The following is a 16,995-nucleotide window of genomic DNA, read 5'->3' on the forward strand; positions in this document are numbered from 1 at the left end:
CTCACGCACGATGGTGACGCCCATCACCACCGACCGGAGGACACGGATGCCGGACATCGACCCCGCCGAGACCCAGGAGTGGCGCGACGCCCTCGCCGCCGTCCTGGAGTTCGAGGGCGAGGAGCGCACGAAGTTCCTCCTCGACCAGGTCATGGAGGAGGCGCAGCGACTCGGCTCGCGGGTCCCGTTCGTCGCCACGACCCCCTACGTCAACACCGTCGCCCCCGAGGACGAGCCGACCCACCCGGGCGACCGCGCCGTGGAGCACCGGATCCGCTCCGCGATCCGCTGGAACGCGCTGGCCATGGTGCTGCGCGCCAACAAGGACTCGACCGAGCTCGGCGGCCACCTCGCCAGCTTCCAGTCCGCCGCGACGCTCTACGACGTCGGCTTCCAGCACTTCTGGCACGCCGCGACCGACGAGCCCGGCAAGGAGCACGGCGGCGACCTCGTCTACGTGCAGGGCCACCTCTCCCCCGGCATCTACGCCCGGGCGTTCCTCGAGGGCCGGCTCACCGAGGCGCAGCTCGACAACTTCCGCCAGGAGACCGGCGGCAAGGGGCTGTCGTCGTACCCGCACCCCTGGCTGATGCCCGACTTCTGGCAGTTCCCGACCGTCTCCATGGGCCTGGGCCCGCTGATGGCGATCTACCAGGCGCGCTTCCTCAAGTACCTCCACGCGCGCGGCCTGGCCAACACCGCCGGCCGCAAGGTGTGGGCCTTCCTCGGCGACGGCGAGACCGACGAGCCGGAGTCGCTCGGCGCGATCTCGATGGCGGCGCGGGAGAAGCTCGACAACCTCGTCTTCGTCGTCAACTGCAACCTGCAGCGCCTCGACGGCCCGGTGCGCGGCAACGGCAAGATCATCCAGGAGCTCGAGGGCGTCTTCCGCGGCGCCGGCTGGAATGTCGTCAAGCTGATCTGGGGCTCCGGCTGGGACCAGCTGCTCGCCCAGGACACCACCGGTGCGCTCAAGCGCCGGATGATGGAGTGCGTCGACGGCGAGTACCAGACCTTCAAGTCCAAGGACGGCGGCTACGTCCGCGAGCACTTCTTCGGCACCGACCCGGTGCTCAAGGAGATGGTCAAGGACTGGAGCGACGACGAGATCTGGCGCCTGACCCGCGGTGGCCACGACCCGCAGAAGGTGTACGCCGCCTACGCGGCCGCGAACGCCCACGCCGGCTCGCCCACCGTCGTACTCGCGAAGACCGTCAAGGGCTACGGCCTCGGCGCGGCCGGCGAGGCGATGAACATCAGCCACCAGGCCAAGAAGGTCGCCGAGCCCGCGCTGCGCGCCTTCCGCGACCGCTTCTCCATCCCGATCGGCGACGAGCAGCTGCTCGACCTGCCCTACCTGTCCTTCGCGGAGGGCTCGGAGGAGCACACCTACCTCCACGCCCGACGCAAGGAGCTCGGCGGCTACCTGCCGCAGCGTCGGCAGAAGTCCACCGCGCTGGAGGTCCCGGGCGTCGAGGCGCTCGGCCAGACCGCCGGCTCGAACGGCCGTGCAATTTCGACGACGATGGCGTTCGTCCAGATCCTGACGAAGCTGCTGCGCGACAAGGAGGTCGGCAAGCGGGTCGTCCCGATCGTCCCCGACGAGGCGCGCACCTTCGGCATGGAGGGCCTCTTCCGCCAGGTGGGGATCTGGGCGCAGAGCGGCCAGCTCTACACGCCGGAGGACGCCGACCAGCTGATGTTCTACAAGGAGGACGCCAGCGGGCAGATCCTCCAGGAGGGCATCAACGAGGCCGGCGCCATGTCGTCGTGGATCGCCGCCGCGACGTCGTACTCCACCAACGACACCCCGATGATCCCGTTCTACATCTACTACTCGATGTTCGGGTTCCAGCGGATCGGCGACCTCGCCTGGGCCGCCGGCGACATGCGGGCGCGGGGCTTCCTCCTCGGCGGCACCGCCGGCCGGACCACGCTCAACGGCGAGGGCCTGCAGCACGAGGACGGCCACAGCCACCTCCAGGCCGCGATGATCCCGAACTGCGTCTCCTACGACCCGACCTACGCCTACGAGCTGGCGGTCATCGTCGCCGACGGCCTGCGCCGGATGTACGTCGAGCAGGAGGACGTCTTCTACTACCTCACGCTCATGAACGAGAACTACGAGCACCCGGCCATGCCGGAGGGCGTCGAGGAGGGCATCCTCAAGGGGCTCTACCGCCTCAAGGCCGGCAAGGGCCGCGGCAACGCGAAGGTCAACCTGCTCGGCTCCGGCACCATCCTCAACGAGGTCGTGGCCGCCGCGGACCTGCTCGCCGCCGACTTCGGCATCAAGGCCGACGTCTGGAGTGCGCCCAGCTTCACCGAGCTGCGCCGCGACGGGCTGGCGACCGAGCGCTGGAACATGCTCCACCCGCTCGAGGAGCAGCGGACGTCGTACGTCGAGCAGTGCCTGGGCGCGAAGCCGGTGCCGGTCGTCGCGGCCACCGACTACATGAAGTCGTACGCCGACCAGATCCGCCCGTTCGTGCCGGGCCGCTACACGGTGCTGGGCACCGACGGCTTCGGCCGCTCCGACTACCGGCGCAACCTGCGCCACCACTTCGAGGTGGACCGCCACCACGTCGTCGTCGCGGCGCTCAGCAGCCTGGCTGCCGAGGGCACCGTCCCCGGCGACGTGGTCGCCCAGGCGATCGAGAAGTACGGCATCGACCCCGACCGGCCCGACCCGGCCCACGCGTGAGGACAGCAACAGTGGAGAGCCCCATGGAGATTCGCGTTCCCGACATCGGCGACTTCACCGACGTACCCGTGATCGAGGTGCTCGTCACCCCGGGCACGGAGGTACGCGCCGAGGACCCGCTCATCACCCTCGAGACCGACAAGGCCACGATGGAGGTGCCCTCGCCCGTCGACGGGACGATCGTGTCCCTGTCCGTCGCCATCGGCGACAAGGTCAGCCAGGGCAGTGTCATCGCGATCGCCGAGGTCGCCGGTGCCGCGGAGCCCGCCCCGGCCCCGGTGGTCGAGGAGACCGCCACCCCGGTGGTCGAGGAGGTTGCGCAGCAACCGTCACGAGACCCCGAGACGTCGACGCCCGAGCCGACCACCGTCTCCGCCTCCGGCAACGTCCGGGCCACCCCGCTGGTACGCCGCCTCGCGACCGAGCTCGAGGTCGACCTGGCCGCCGTGTCCGGCTCCGGCCCGAAGGGCCGGATCACCAAGCAGGACCTGCTCGGGCACTACGAGAAGTCCCTCGCCCCGGCGAATGCGGCCGGCGGCACCGGCATCCCGCCGATCCCCGAGGTCGACTTCTCGAAGTTCGGCCCGGTCCGCACCGTCCCGCTCTCGCGGATCAAGAAGCTGTCGGGCCCGCACCTGCACCGCTCGTGGCTCAACGTCCCGCACGTGACCCACGCCGACGAGGCCGACATCACCGAGCTCGACGCCTACCGCCGCGAGCTCGACGCGGCCGCGAAGGCCGAGGGCTACCGGGTCACGCTGCTCAGCTTCCTGCTGAAGGCCTCGGCGTCGGCGCTGCGGAAGTACCCCGAGCTCAACAGCTCGCTGTCGGGCGAGGACCTCGTCCTCAAGGACTACGTCAACATCGGCGTCGCCGTCGACACCCCTGACGGCCTGGTCGTACCCGTGGTCAAGGACGTCGACCGCAAGGGCATCGGCGAGCTCAGCCGCGACCTCGGCGAGCTGTCGGCGAAGGCGCGCGACGGCAAGCTCAGCGCGTCGGACATGCAGGGCGCGACCTTCACGATCAGCAGCCTGGGCGGCATCGGCGGCACCCACTTCACGCCGATCGTCAACGCGCCCGAGGTGGCCATCCTCGGCGTCGTACGCTCGAAGATGGCTCCGGTCTGGGACGGAGAGGCTTTCGTTCCGCGCCTGATGCTGCCACTGTGCCTCTCGTACGACCACCGCGTGATCGATGGCGCCCTCGCGGCCCGCTTCACGGCGCACCTGGCACACCTTGCCGCCGACGTACGCCGCCTGGTCCTCTGACGTACCGCCCGACCGTTCCACACCGAGGTTCCGACCACCCCCAGGAGCACCGATGTTCACCAAGGTCCTTGTCGCCAACCGCGGCGAGATCGCGATCCGCGCCTTCCGCGCCGCCTACGAGCTGGGGATCAGGACGGTCGCCGTCTTCCCCCACGAGGACCGGGGCTCGGAGCACCGGCTGAAGGCGGACGAGGCCTACGAGATCGGTGAGCGGGGGCACCCGGTGCGGGCCTACCTCGACCCGGAGGCCATCGTCGCGACGGCGGTGGCCTGCGGGGCGGACGCGATCTACCCCGGCTACGGCTTCCTCTCGGAGAACCCGGCGCTCGCCGAGGCCTGTGCCGAGGCCGGCATCACCTTCATCGGGCCGGACTCGACGGTGCTGGAGCTGACCGGCAACAAGGCGCGCGCGATCGCGGCGGCCAAGGCGGCCGGCGTACCGACCCTGCAGAGCGTCGACCCGTCGACCGACGTCGACGCCCTCGTCGCGGCGGCGGAGGCCATCCCGGCGCCGCTCTTCGTCAAGGCCGTCGCCGGTGGCGGCGGCCGCGGCATGCGTCGCGTCGACGACCGGGCCCAGCTGCGCGAGGCGATCGAGACCTGCATGCGCGAGGCGGAGGCGGCCTTCGGCGACCCGACCGTCTTCATCGAGCAGGCCGTCGTCGACCCGCGCCACATCGAGGTGCAGGTCCTCGCCGACGGCACCGGCACGGACGAGGGCACGATCCACCTCTACGAGCGGGACTGCTCCGTGCAGCGGCGCCACCAGAAGGTCGTGGAGATCGCCCCGGCGCCCAACCTGGACCCGGAGATCCGCGACCGGATGTGCGCCGACGCGGTGCGCTTCGCGCGCGAGATCGGCTACAAGAACGCCGGCACCGTGGAGTTCCTGCTCGACCCCGCCGGCAACTACGTCTTCATCGAGATGAACCCCCGCATCCAGGTCGAGCACACGGTGACCGAGGAGGTCACCGACGTCGACCTCGTGCAGTCGCAGATGCGGATCGCGGCCGGCGAGACCCTGGCCGACCTCGGCCTGGCCCAGTCCGAGATCGTGCTGCGCGGCTCCGCACTGCAGTGCCGGATCACCACCGAGGACCCCGCCAACGGCTTCCGTCCCGACACCGGCGTCATCACGACCTACCGCTCCCCCGGCGGTGGCGGCGTCCGCGTCGACGGCGGCACCGTCTACACCGGCGCCGAGGTCTCCGCCCACTTCGACTCGATGCTCGCGAAGCTGACCTGTCGCGGCCGGACCTTCGAGAAGGCCGCCGAGAAGGCGCGGCGGGCGGTGGCGGAGTTCCGCATCCGCGGCGTCTCCACGAACATCCCCTTCCTGCAGGCCGTCCTCGAGGACCCCGACTTCGTCGCGGGCGGCGTCACGACGTCGTTCATCGAGACCCACCCGCAGCTGCTCCAGGCCCGCGGCTCCGGCGACCGCGGCAGCAAGCTGCTCGCCTTCCTCGCCGATGTCACCGTCAACAAGCCGTACGGCGCCGCGCGGGCCTCGGTCGACCCGGCGTCCAAGCTGCCGGCGCTGGACCTGTCGCTCCCCGTCCCGGACGGCTCCCGCCAGCAGCTGCTCGCCGTGGGCCCGGAGGCCTTCGCCGCCGAGCTGCGCGCCCGCACCGGCGTCGCGGTCACCGACACCACCTTCCGCGACGCCCACCAGTCGCTGCTCGCGACCCGCGTGCGCACCATCGACCTGCTCGGCGTCGCCGACCACGTCGCCCGGCTCACGCCGGAGCTGTGGTCGCTGGAGGCGTGGGGTGGCGCGACCTACGACGTCGCGCTCCGCTTCCTCGCCGAGGACCCGTGGGAGCGGCTCGCCGCGCTGCGCGAGGCCGTGCCCAACATCTGCCTGCAGATGCTGCTCCGCGGGCGCAACACGGTCGGCTACACGCCGTACCCGACGGCGGTGACGGAGGCCTTCGTCGAGGAGGCGGCCGCCACCGGCATCGACGTCTTCCGGATCTTCGACGCGCTCAACGACGTCTCGCAGATGCGGCCCGCGATCGACGCGGTGCGCGCGACCGGCACGACGGTCGCCGAGGTCGCGCTCTGCTACACCGGCGACCTGTCCTCGCCGGGCGAGAGGCTCTACACGCTCGACTACTACCTGCGCCTGGCCGAGCAGATCGTCGACGCCGGGGCGCACGTGCTGGCGATCAAGGACATGGCCGGCCTGCTCCGGGCCCCCGCCGCGCGGACGCTGGTCACCGCGCTGCGCGAGCGCTTCGACCTGCCGGTGCACCTGCACACGCACGACACCCCCGGCGGCCAGCTCGCCACCCTGCTCGCCGCGATCGACGCCGGCGTGGACGCGGTCGACGCGGCCTGCGCCTCGATGTCCGGTACGACGTCGCAGCCGGCCCTGTCCGCGCTGGTCGCCACCACCGACCACTCGCCGCGGACCACGGGTCTCTCGCTCGACGGCGTCAACGCCCTCGAGCCCTACTGGGAGGCGACCCGCCGGCTCTACGCACCCTTCGAGTCCGGCCTGCCGGCCCCGACCGGCCGCGTCTACACGCACGAGATCCCCGGCGGCCAGCTCTCCAACCTGCGCCAGCAGGCGATCGCGCTCGGCCTCGGCGAGAAGTTCGAGCAGGTCGAGGACATGTACGCCGCCGCCAACCGGATCCTCGGCAATGTCCCGAAGGTGACCCCGTCGTCGAAGGTGATCGGCGACCTCGCCCTGTCCCTGGTCGCCGCCGGCGCCGACCCGGCCGCGTTCGAGGCCGACCCCGGTCGCTTCGACATCCCCGACTCCGTCGTCGGCTTCCTCAACGGCGAGCTCGGCGACCCGCCCGGCGGCTGGCCCGAGCCGTTCCGCTCGAAGGCCCTGGCCGGCAAGTCGTGGACGGCGCCCGAGCCGGTGCTGTCCGACGAGGACGCCGCGGCGTTGGAGACCGCTGATCGATCGGTGCGTCGTCGTACCCTCAACCGGCTGCTCTTCCCCGCGCCCACCCGGGCCTTCGACGAGGCCCGCCAGGCGTACGGCGACGTGTCGGTCCTGCCGACCCGCGACTACCTCTACGGCCTGTCCCAGGGCGAGGAGCACGAGGTCGAGCTCGAGGAGGGCGTCACCCTCCTGCTCGGCGTCGAGGCGGTCAGCGAGCCCGACGAGCGCGGCTTCCGCACGGTCATGTGCACCATCAACGGCCAGCTCCGCCCGGTCTCCGTGCGGGACCGGTCGGTGTCCGCCGAGGTGCCCGTCGCCGAGAAGGCCGACCCCGCACGCGAGGGCCACGTCGCCGCTCCGTTCCAGGGCACGGTCACCCCGTCGGTCGCGGTCGGCGACAAGGTGGCGGCCGGCGACACGGTCGCGACGATCGAGGCGATGAAGATGGAGGCCTCCATCACCGCACCGGTCGGCGGCGTGGTGAAGCGGCTCGCGATCAGCGGCACGCAGCCCGTCGAGGGTGGCGACCTGGTGCTCGAGCTCGGCTGAGCTCTCGCACGCGGGGCTCTTGGTGAGCCACGCAACTACCGGAATCGTCGCCACAACGGCCGTTTCCCGACAATTCTGGTAGGTGCGTGGCAGATCCGACCGGCCCGTGCCGGGATTGGGCGCGGCCGGACACGGATAGGCTCACCGCCATGGGCGAGGTCTTCGCAGGGCGCTACGAGCTGCTCGACCCCATTGCCGCGGGCGGCATGGGGACGGTGTGGCGGGTGCTCGACCGGACCGCCGGCGACGTCAAGGCGGCCAAGATGCTGCGCCAGACGGATGCCGCGATGCTGCTGCGGTTCGTGCGCGAGCAGTCGGTGCGGATCGACCACACCCACGTGGTGACGCCCCAGTCGTGGGCAGGTGTCGACGACCGGGTGCTCTTCACGATGCCGCTGGTGCGCGGCGGGTCGGTGTCGGGGCTGATGAAGCGCAACGGCGGGACCCTGCCGCCGCGCTGGATCGCGGTGCTGACCGACCAGACGCTCCAGGCGCTCGAGGCCGTCCACCTCGCCGGCATCGTGCACCGCGACATCAAGCCGGGCAACCTGCTCCTCGAGCCCACCGGCGCGGGGAGGCCGCACCTGCGGCTGACCGACTTCGGCATCGCGGTGCCGAGTGACGAGCCGCGACTGACGCACGTCGCGATGGTGATCGGGACGCCCGGCTACATGCCGCCGGAGCAGTACCACGGCGCGGATCCCGACCCGAGCGCCGACATCTACGCCCTCGGCATCGTCGTGCTGGAGATGCTCACCGGGAAGCGGCCCTCCAGCGAGGGCGCGCCCGACCCGGTCGACGTCGGGCCGCTGCGCAACGGCAACCCCGAGCACGACGCGGTCCTCGACATCGTGGCCGCCGCGACGTCGTACGACCCGGGGCAGCGGCCGAGCGCGACCGCGCTGCTGGGCCACCCGGCGCTGCGCTCGCTGGTCGCGCGCTGGGCCGACCCGGCGCTGGCCGACGACCTCGTCGTGCCGGACGAGTACCCCGCGACGCCGGACATCTCGGCCACCAACCTGCCGACCGCGCCGCATCCGCCGCCGCCCCCGAGCCACGCGTCGTCCGCGCCGCGTCCGCCGACGTCGACGCTGCCCCCGCCGCCGCCCACCGCCCCCCTCGTCACGCCCACGCGCCCCGACGTGCCGGCGCCGCACCGGAGCGGGGCGCGAACGCCCGTCGACGCGTTCGTGCTGCTCGGCGTCGGGATCGTCGGGCTGCTGGTCGCGCTGTTCCTGCTGTTCGGCTGACGGTCGACCGTGCGGGTCAGCGGCGGGCGCGCAGGCGGACCAGCCCCGCGCCCAGGCACAGCACGCTGACCGCGGCCAGGCCCAGGCCTGCCCAGCGGCGGGTGCTGAACCAGCCGTCGCCGGAGACCGGGTTGCCCGACGCGACGGCCGAGAAGGTGTCCTCGGCGACGAGGAAGGGCTCGTCCGGCGAGTAGCCCTCGATCTGCGCGCCCTCGTCGGGAGACGTGACGACGCCCGGGTACGACGGCTTCCCGGACGGCTCCCCCGTCACGGCGACGGTCAGCTCGACCGGTACGTCGAGCGGGTCGAGGTCGGCGGTGGGGTCGACCGGGCCGACCGACACGGCGATCCAGTAGTCGCCAGGTACGACGGGCAGCTCGTCGTCGTAGCGGTTGCGGTACTGCAGGGGGTTGCTCCCGGCGACGATGTCGACCGGCTCGTCGACCTGGTAGGACCCGTCGGCGCTCTGGTCGCTCGCGGCCTCGTCGGTCAGGGCGTAGACCTCGCGGCGGGGGTCGACCAGGCGCACCCGGACCGGCACCCCGGAGTAGCGGCCCTCGAAGTCGGCCTCGTCGGCCTGGTCGGCGGTGACCCGGGCGACGACCTGCTGGCCCCAGTCGACCCCGACCCGCCACAGCTGCTCGGAGCCCTGCGGGAGGGTCGTGGACACGGTGACGCCGTCGGCGGAGGAGTCCAGCTCCGGCGCCTCGTCGAACGACGTCGCGCCCGCGAGGTCCTCGGCGTCGCCCGCGTCCGGGACGTCGAAGCTGACCGCCTCCGGCGTCTCGGGCAGCGAGAGCGGGTCGCTGACCCCGGCCTCCTCGACGACCTTGATCGCGACCGGCATCTCCTGCGTGACACTGCTCGAGCCGCGGCTGACCTCGATCTCGAGGGTCGCGGCCGTCAGGCACGGCGGGCGGTCGGTGGAGTCGGCGGCCGTCTGGCCGATGCTCACGGCGGTGCCGAGCACCGACTGCGGGATGCCGTAGGTGATCGAGTCGTCGTCGCTCGCGCAGGAGGTGAGGTTGCCGTCCTCGTCGACGTAGCCGACGTCGACCTTCAGCGCGTCGGAGTCGGCGCTCGGCGGCGAGCCGATGACGCCGATGTGGACCGTGCTGTCGCGGATCCGGCGGTCGTAGGTGAAGTGGTGGACGTTCTGGGCCTCGGAGCCGCCGAGCGTGTCGGACCACAGCCCCGGCCCCAGCGTCGTGGGCTCGGCCGGGTTGGTGCTGCCCGTGCCGCCCTCCAGCGCCTCACCCCCGACGTCGACCCGGTCGGGAGCGGCGCCCGCCGCGGCGGCGTACCCGGTCGTGACGGTGAGCCAGGCCAGGCAGCAGGCGCCGGCCAGGAGATGGCGGGCGGCGGGGACGGGTCGGCGCACGAGCCGAGCCTATCCGCGCGACGCCCTCCCGAATCCACGCAACCCGGCCTCCGACGACCGCGTCAGGGGTAGAGCGCGGTCGCCCCGCCCCACAGCGCGCCCGGGTTCAGCCGGGTGGGGAAGCGGTCGAGCATGGCGTTGAAGAAGCCGAGGGCGGTCGTCTCCTCGGCCAGGAGCGTCCTCGCCGCCAGGAGGTACTCCCTCGTCTCGCGCACCGTCCGCTCCGCGTCGTCGTCGAGGCCCTTGTCCTTGTGGCCGGCCACGACGAGCCGCGGGCGCAACGACTCGACGGTGTCGATCGCGTCCAGCCACGCGCCGATGCCGTCGCCCTGCGCCTCCCGGAGGAACTGGTGCACGCCGTTGTAGATCACGTCGCCGGCGACGACCAGGTCCAGGTCCGGGACGTGGAGCACGCTGGTGTCGTCGGTGTCGGTGTGTCCGACGTCGACCACGGTGAGCAGGTGACCCTCGAGCCCGATCGTGCCGCCGGCCACCTCCGTCGCCACGACGTCGGTCGCCGGGATCTGGCCGGGGAAGAGCGCATCCCAGAAGAACTCGCGGATCGCGAGGTTGCGGTGCATCTGCTCGATCGTCCCGGCGGTCGCCACCACCTCGGCGCCGAACCGCTCGGCGAGCTCGGCGGAGCCGAACCAGTGGTCCCCGTGGCCGTGGGTCACGAAGATGTGGGTCAGGTTCTTCCCGGTGGACTCGACCCAGTCGCCGACGGCCGCGGTCTGGGCGATCGTCATCGGCGGGTCGACGAGGACGGCGTCCCGGTCGCCCGAGACCAGGGTGATCGAGAGTGGCGAGAACATGCGTTTGTCGCCGTTCGGCACGAGGTCGGTGACGTCCTGGGGCACGGGGTCGGCGATGAAGACGTCGTAGGACAGCTTGTCGAACATGGGTTGCTCCGTCGGTCGAGGGGCGGGTGGGTCAGCGGAGGAGGAGGCAGGTCGTGGATGCGTGGGCGACGACCCGCCCGTCGCCGTCGAGGACCCTCGCCTCGGCGGTGGCGGTACGACGCCCGATCGTGACGACCTCCGCCCGGCAGCGGAGCAGGCCGCTGTCGAGGTTGGCGGCCCGGGTGAACCTGATGTTCAGGTCGAGGGAGGTGTAGCCGACCCCGGCCGGGAGCTTCGTGTGGACGGCGCAGCCGAGGGCCGAGTCGGCGAGGCCGGCGATCATCCCGCCGTGGACGGAGCCGATCGGGTTGTAGTGCCACTCCTCGGGCTGCATCTCGAACTCCGCCCAGCCGTCGCCGACGGCGACGGGGAGGACGTTGGTCGTGGCACCGGCCGGGACGACGGGCAGCTCGCCACTGCCGATCAGGTTGAGGAAGTCCAGTCCGGCCAGGCCGGCCGCGGCATCGGCGAAGACCTTGGGGTCCTCCCAGGCGTAGGTGCGCTCCCGGCTCATGCGTCGCTCCGCGCGAGCTGGGGGTAGAGCACCTCGACCGGGGCGGCCAGGCCCGCCTTCACCTGGCGGCTGAGCTCGTCGGCGAGGATCTCGTGGCTGCCGGCCTCGAGGCCGTCGTACGCCGAGCGGACCACGTCGGCCGGATCGAGCTTGGGAGCGTCCACACCACGGGTCATGGGGGTGTCGGCGTACCCCAGGTGGAGGCCGGCGACGTGCACGCCGTCGGCGGCGAGCTTGATGCGCTGGGTGTTGGTGGCCTGCCAGAGCGCGGCCTTCGTGGCCGAGTAGGCGTCGCCGATGCCGAGCCAGCTCAGGACGGACAGCACGTTGAGCAGCGTTCCGCCGGACGACCTCAGGGCCGGGGTGAAGGCGTTGGTGACCTCGAGCGCTCCCCAGAAGTTCACCTCGAACAGCTCGCGCGCAGCGGACAGGTCGCCGAGGACGCTGGACCCGTTGGACGCCCCGGCGTTGTTGATCACGACCGTCACGTCACGGGCGATGTCGGCCGCGACCGCGACGGACTCCGGCGAGGTGACGTCGAGGACCAGCGGCGTGATGCGGTCGTCGCCCCACTCGCGTGGGTTGCGGGCCGCGGCGTACACCTTGGCGGCACCGCGCTCGAGCGCCTGGTGGACGAAGTGGGTGCCGAGGCCGCCGTTGGCTCCGGTGACGAGCACGACGGCTCCGTTGAGGGTGGGCATGTCAGTTCCTTTCGGGGACGAGGGGTGTGGCGGGGGCAGTGGGCTGCTGGTGGCGGACGAAGAGCGCCGCCAGCACGGCGATGGCGAGCAGGACGAAGCCGCCGACCAGGAGCCCTCCGTGGAGTGCCGTGGTGAAGGCGTCGGGCACGGCGCCCGGGAGCAGGGCCAGGGCGTTCGCGTCGGCGTGCGGCGCCTGGCCGTGGCTGATGCTCGTGGCGACCGCGTCGGCGGTGGCGTGCGGGACGCCCCTGTCGTCGAGGCTCTCGGCGAGGATGGACGGGAAGCGGCTGGTGGCGATCGTCCCGAGGACGGCGGGACCGAGCATGGAGCCGAGCTGGCGGAAGAGGTTCACGGTCGCCGATGCCATGCCGGCCTGCAGCGGGCCCACGCTGTTGACGGCCGCCGCGGTCGACGGGGCGATGAGCAGCGCACTTCCGACGCCGGCCAGCAGCAGTCCGGGCCACATGTGCGCATATCCGGTGTCCGCACCGTTCCACAGCAGGGACAGCGCGCCGGCACCCATGAGCAGCAGGCCGGCCGTCAGCGTCACCGTGAACCCGATGGTCCGGACGATCCGGGCACCGAAGGCGCTGAGCACGACGTAGCTGAGCATCATCGGCATCAGCCGGACGCCGGCGCCGAGCGGGTCGTACCCGGCGACCCGCTGGAGGTGCAGCACGCTGAGCAGCGCGATCCCGACGAAGCCGAACATCGCCGCTGCGCCCACCAGCATCACGGTGGTGAAGGACGCGCTCCGGAACAGGCCCAGGTCGAGCATCGGGTCGTGGTGGGTGGACTCCACGCGCAGGAACAGGACGCCGGCCACCGCGGTCACGACATAGGCCACGACGATGCGGGGCTCTCCGTAGCCGCTCGCTCCGCCCTCGATGACCGCGTACGTCGCCGCCGCCACCGTGACCGTGCCCAGGACGACACCGAGCGGGTCCAGCTGGCGCGAGGGGTGCTTGCTCTCGCCGAGCACCAGGAGCGCGAGGCCTCCGGCGACGACGCCGAGGAGCACGTTGGTCAGGTAGACGCTGTGCCAGGAGAACTCACGGAGCAGCGCGCCGGCGACCAGCGGTCCGATGGCCAGCCCGAGGCCGGCGCAGCTGGCCCAGATGCTGATCGCGCCGGTGCGCTCGTGGGGGTCGTGGAAGCTGGTGCTGACGATCGCCAGGCCCGAGGGCAGGATCGCTGCCGCGCCGACGCCCATGACCGCCTGCGCGGTGATCAGGACGCCGGAGCTGTCGGCCAGGAACGCCAGCAGGCTCCCGCCGGTGAAGATCGCGACGCCCGAGACGTAGGTGAGACGACGCCCGTAGAGCTCGGCGAAGGTCCCGGCCGACATCACCAGGCTCACGAGCGCGAGCGCGAAGGCGCTGGTGACCCACACCAGCGAGCTGCCCGGGACGTGGAGGTCGTCCTGGATCGACGCGAGCGCTCCGATCGTGGAGGAGGCGTTGACGAAGGTCATCATCACGCCGATGCAGACGACGAACAGGCTGGGCCACCTGTTCCGGACGAGCGGCGTCGCCGCCGTACCACGATCCTGACTAATGGAAACCATAGCCAGACCATACATGCTGACTTGCAAGAGGCAAAGCCAGAAGTAGAATCGAGTCATGGATCACGACGGCAGCGCGGCTGGACCGACCGACGTCCTCGAGCGCCTGGGCGCGTTCTCCGAGCGCGACGAGTGGCCCGCGAAGGGCTGGTGCCGGATCGAGCGCTCCCTCGAGGTCATCGGCACCCGCTCGGCGATGCTGGTGATCCGCGAGCTGTTCTACGGCGGGACCAGGTTCGAGGAGCTCGTCCGCCGGACCGGGCTCAGCGAGGCGGTCGTCGCGGGACGGCTCAAGCAGCTGTTCGCCGACGGGATCGTCGACCGCAGGCCCTACCGCGAGGCCGGCAAGCGCACCCGCGACGAGTACGTCCTCACCGAGCGCGGGCGCGGGATCTTCCCGATCATCGTCGCCATGGTGCAGTGGGGCGAGGGGCTGCGCGACGACCACCGGACCGGGGTCGAGCTGGTCCACCGCGACTGCGGTACGCCGCTGTCCGTCACGGTGACGTGCGAGAAGGGCCACGAGGTCCCGGTGGACCGGGCGGCCGTCCGGCTCAAGGACGAGGAGTACGCGCTCGCCGGCCGACGCCGGCTCGAGGGCTGACCACCGGAGCGCAGCGGCGCAGATTCACGCCGACCCACCCCAACCGGACCCGGCTCCCGGGCGTCCTCCCTGCGCAGGCCGCAGTCAGCGGTCGACGAGAGAGGATCGACCCATGCCCGTCATCGCGTCTCGGGGGCCGACGGAGGAGGAGTTCGTCGAGCTCGTCCATGCCGCCTGGCCGGCGCTCTACCGGACCGCGGTCCTGCTCGTGCGCGAGCACGCCCTGGCCGAGGACCTCGTCCAGACGGCACTGGCGAGGACCTACAGCAACTGGCACCGGATCCGCGACGTGGGCGCGGCGCACGGCTACGCCCGGCGGGCACTCGTCACCCAGACCACCAGCTGGTACCGGCGCCGCTCCACCCGCAACGAGCGACCCACCGCGACCCTGCCCGAGCGGCCGGCGCAGGGCGACACCGTCAGCACCGTCGGCGAGCGCGTCGACGTCGCCGCGGCACTCGCCCAGCTCTCGCCGCGGCAGCGTGCGGTCGTCGTCCTCCGCTTCTACGACGACCTGTCGGTCCAGGAGACCGCCGACGCGCTCGGCGTGGCCCCCGGCACCGTGAAGAGCCAGACCTCGGTCGCGCTCACCAGGCTGCGCACCCTGCTCGGCGACATCGAGCTCGCCGCCACCGCTCCGGGAGGACCCCATGCCTGAGCTCTCCGACCTGTTGCACCGCTCCGTCGACGACGTCGACGTGCCGCACCCCCACGTCGCCGGCATCGCCGCCCGGGGCCGCGCCCTGCGCACCCGTCGCCGCGTCGCGACGGTCGCCGCCGCGACGGTCGTGCTCGGCGTGATCGGGGGCGGGGTCGCCCTCGTCGACCCCTTCGCCGGGAAGCCGCGCAGCAACCACTCCGTCACGAACGAGGGCAAGGACGACGCGGACGAGCTCCCGACGGCGTACGAGTCGTGGGCGACCTGGTCCGCGACGGACCACGAGGTCACCGTGGGTGGCATCCCCGTCACCGTGCCCGGCCAGGTCGTCCGGCTCTCCCAGACCACGGCCGGCGTGGTCGTCAAGAGCATCGTCGGCGAGGCCGGGCGCTTCACCCTCGTCCGTCCGGACGGCAGCACGCGACGGTTGTCCATCCCGGACGGGACGCCGACCGTCGACGGAGACATCGCAGCGCCGCGCGTCGCCTGGGTCTCCAGCCGGGCGGACGAGCTCGTCCTGCACGTCTGGGACGTCGTGACCGACAGCGAGGTGGGCCAGGTCGCCCTGCCGTCGCCCGGGTCGACCCTGGCGTCGGGCGGCGAGATCCTCGAACCGGCGCTGCTGGACGGCGACGCGGCGTACTTCTCGACGGCCGACCACGTCGCCCACCGCGTCGAGTGGCGCTCCGGGAAGGTCACCGACCTCCCCCGGCTGCCGATGTCGGTGCGCTCCGGCGTGGGCATCGCCAGGAACGACGACGGGCAGTGGGTCGTCGTCGACGCTGTCACCGGGGAGGTCCGCCGGTCCGTCGAGGGCGACTTCAGCGTGGTCACGGTCTCGCCCGACGGCCGGTGGCTGTTCCTCGGGGGCACCGACGGGCAGTACGTCGAGCCGACCGCCGGCGGCGACCGCGTCCCCCTCGACCGGCTGTCCATCTCCGCGGGCTGGTCCCAGGACGGCGCGCTCATCGGCCAGGACGGCAGCTCGCCGTGGGTGCGCCGCTGCCTCACCTCGGGGATCTGCGCCACGCAGCGCGCCCGCCGGGGCGACGACTCCGTGGACACCGTGCTGGCACCGGACTTCCTCAACGCCGGCTGAGGCGAGCGCCGGGCGGCAGGGCGGCAGCACGCGAAGGGCCCCGGCCCGGGGATCACCCGGGCCGGGGCCCTCGTGTCACGCCGTACCGGGTCGGGTCAGGCGTCGTCCTCGTCCTCGGCCGGCTGCGCCTGGTCGGCGTCCGGACCGTCGGCGAGGATGCCGTAGAGGCTGCGGCGCGCCTCGACGAGCACGTCGACCGCCGCGCGCCGCTGGCCCTCGGAGCCTGCGGTCACGATCTGCCACACGGCGCCCATCACCTGGCCGATCTCGGCCTTGATGTCGGCGCTGCCCGGCTGGCCGCCGTCGCCGGTGGCCTCGGCCTCCTTGCGGCGGTCGAAGGGCACCCACACGGCGGCGAGCTCGTCGGCGTGCTCCTCGCACCAGGCCGCGCCCTTGGTCGTCAGCCGCATGCCGCGGCGGCCGGCCTCGTCGTTCTCGACGAGCTCCTCGTCGAGCAGCTGCTGCACGGTCGGGTAGACCGAGCCGGGGCTCGGCTTCCACACGCCGCCGCTGCGCTCGGTGATCTGCTGGATCACCTGGTAGCCGTTCGGCGACTCCTCGCGCTCGTTGGCCGCGCGGAGCACGTCGAGGATGGCCGAGCGGACGTCGCCGCGGCGTACCCGCGGACCACGGCCCGGCTCGGGGCGACCCTGGCCGAAGAGGCCGACCAGCCACGGCGGCGGACCGCCGTGCCCGGCGTGACCGCCGAAGCCGTGGCGTCCGCCGCGGCCGGGCTCGCCCCAGCCGCCGCCCCAGGCACCCCAGGGCCCGGGGCCGAAGTCGCCGCGGTTGCGGCGCTGGAATCCGCGCAGCTCCGGGTTGCCCCAGGGGCCGCAGTCGTCAGGTCCGAAATTCTTGTGGCGTCCCATGATGGGACCTCCTTCGTCTGTCGGGGC

13 protein-coding genes are annotated in these 16,995 nt (G+C 72.4%); 7 read left to right on the forward strand and 6 right to left on the reverse strand.

Features of this window, described 5'->3' with window-relative positions:
• Nucleotides 1-10 precede the first annotated feature (10 nt).
• From aceE to BJ993_RS25355, 4 genes are all read left to right on the forward strand, one after another.
• Nucleotides 11-2,704 (forward strand): pyruvate dehydrogenase (acetyl-transferring), homodimeric type, encoded by a 2,694-nt coding sequence (gene aceE / locus BJ993_RS08710; protein ID WP_218864649.1) that lies wholly within the window; start codon nt 11-13, stop codon nt 2,702-2,704.
• Between the two features lie 23 nt (nt 2,705-2,727).
• Nucleotides 2,728-3,975 (forward strand): dihydrolipoyllysine-residue acetyltransferase, encoded by a 1,248-nt coding sequence (gene aceF / locus BJ993_RS08715; protein ID WP_179648452.1) that lies wholly within the window; start codon nt 2,728-2,730, stop codon nt 3,973-3,975.
• A 52-nt stretch (nt 3,976-4,027) separates the two neighbouring features.
• Nucleotides 4,028-7,426, forward strand: a complete 3,399-nt coding sequence (locus BJ993_RS08720) for a pyruvate carboxylase (protein ID WP_179648453.1) — start codon at nt 4,028-4,030, stop codon at nt 7,424-7,426.
• 149 nt (nt 7,427-7,575) lie between these two features.
• On the forward strand, nt 7,576-8,676 hold the full coding sequence (locus BJ993_RS25355; RefSeq protein ID WP_218864650.1) for a serine/threonine-protein kinase: 1,101 nt from the start codon (nt 7,576-7,578) through the stop codon (nt 8,674-8,676).
• Between the two features lie 16 nt (nt 8,677-8,692).
• Here the strand turns inward: BJ993_RS25355 and BJ993_RS08730 are convergent, their stop codons facing one another.
• The 5 genes from BJ993_RS08730 to BJ993_RS08750 form a co-directional block, all read right to left on the reverse strand.
• The gene (locus BJ993_RS08730; RefSeq protein WP_179648454.1) at nt 8,693-10,057 is read right to left on the reverse strand and encodes a hypothetical protein; all 1,365 of its coding nucleotides are present in this window, start codon (nt 10,055-10,057) and stop codon (nt 8,693-8,695) included.
• Nucleotides 10,058-10,119: 62 nt separating this feature from the next.
• Nucleotides 10,120-10,959 (reverse strand): MBL fold metallo-hydrolase, encoded by an 840-nt coding sequence (locus tag BJ993_RS08735; protein WP_179648455.1) that lies wholly within the window; start codon nt 10,957-10,959, stop codon nt 10,120-10,122.
• Nucleotides 10,960-10,990: 31 nt separating this feature from the next.
• Complete coding sequence (locus BJ993_RS08740; RefSeq protein ID WP_179648456.1) at nt 10,991-11,473, reverse strand: PaaI family thioesterase; 483 nt, start codon at nt 11,471-11,473, stop codon at nt 10,991-10,993.
• Nucleotides 11,470-12,174, reverse strand: a complete 705-nt coding sequence (locus BJ993_RS08745; RefSeq protein WP_179648457.1) for an SDR family oxidoreductase — start codon at nt 12,172-12,174, stop codon at nt 11,470-11,472. The genes BJ993_RS08740 and BJ993_RS08745 overlap by 4 nt, the downstream gene beginning before the upstream one ends.
• Nucleotide 12,175: 1 nt before the next feature.
• Entirely contained in the window at nt 12,176-13,741 is a 1,566-nt protein-coding gene (locus BJ993_RS08750; protein ID WP_179648458.1) for an MFS transporter, read from the reverse strand.
• Between the two features lie 55 nt (nt 13,742-13,796).
• Here BJ993_RS08750 and BJ993_RS08755 point away from each other — a divergent pair, with 55 nt between their 5' ends.
• The 3 genes from BJ993_RS08755 (at nt 13,797) to BJ993_RS08765 (ending at nt 16,099) form a co-directional block, all read left to right on the forward strand.
• Complete coding sequence (locus BJ993_RS08755; protein WP_179648459.1) at nt 13,797-14,342, forward strand: winged helix-turn-helix transcriptional regulator; 546 nt, start codon at nt 13,797-13,799, stop codon at nt 14,340-14,342.
• Nucleotides 14,343-14,454: 112 nt separating this feature from the next.
• Nucleotides 14,455-15,000 (forward strand): SigE family RNA polymerase sigma factor, encoded by a 546-nt coding sequence (locus BJ993_RS08760; RefSeq protein ID WP_036549441.1) that lies wholly within the window; start codon nt 14,455-14,457, stop codon nt 14,998-15,000.
• On the forward strand, nt 14,993-16,099 hold the full coding sequence (locus BJ993_RS08765; protein ID WP_179648460.1) for a TolB-like translocation protein: 1,107 nt from the start codon (nt 14,993-14,995) through the stop codon (nt 16,097-16,099). The genes BJ993_RS08760 and BJ993_RS08765 overlap by 8 nt, the downstream gene beginning before the upstream one ends.
• A 95-nt stretch (nt 16,100-16,194) precedes the next feature.
• Here the strand turns inward: BJ993_RS08765 and BJ993_RS08770 are convergent, their stop codons facing one another.
• The gene (locus tag BJ993_RS08770) at nt 16,195-16,968 is read right to left on the reverse strand and encodes a PadR family transcriptional regulator (RefSeq protein WP_179648461.1); all 774 of its coding nucleotides are present in this window, start codon (nt 16,966-16,968) and stop codon (nt 16,195-16,197) included.
• Nucleotides 16,969-16,995 lie beyond the last annotated feature (27 nt).

The sequence above is a fragment of the Nocardioides aromaticivorans genome, from assembly GCF_013408525.1.
GTDB lineage: Bacteria > Actinomycetota > Actinomycetes > Propionibacteriales > Nocardioidaceae > Nocardioides > Nocardioides aromaticivorans.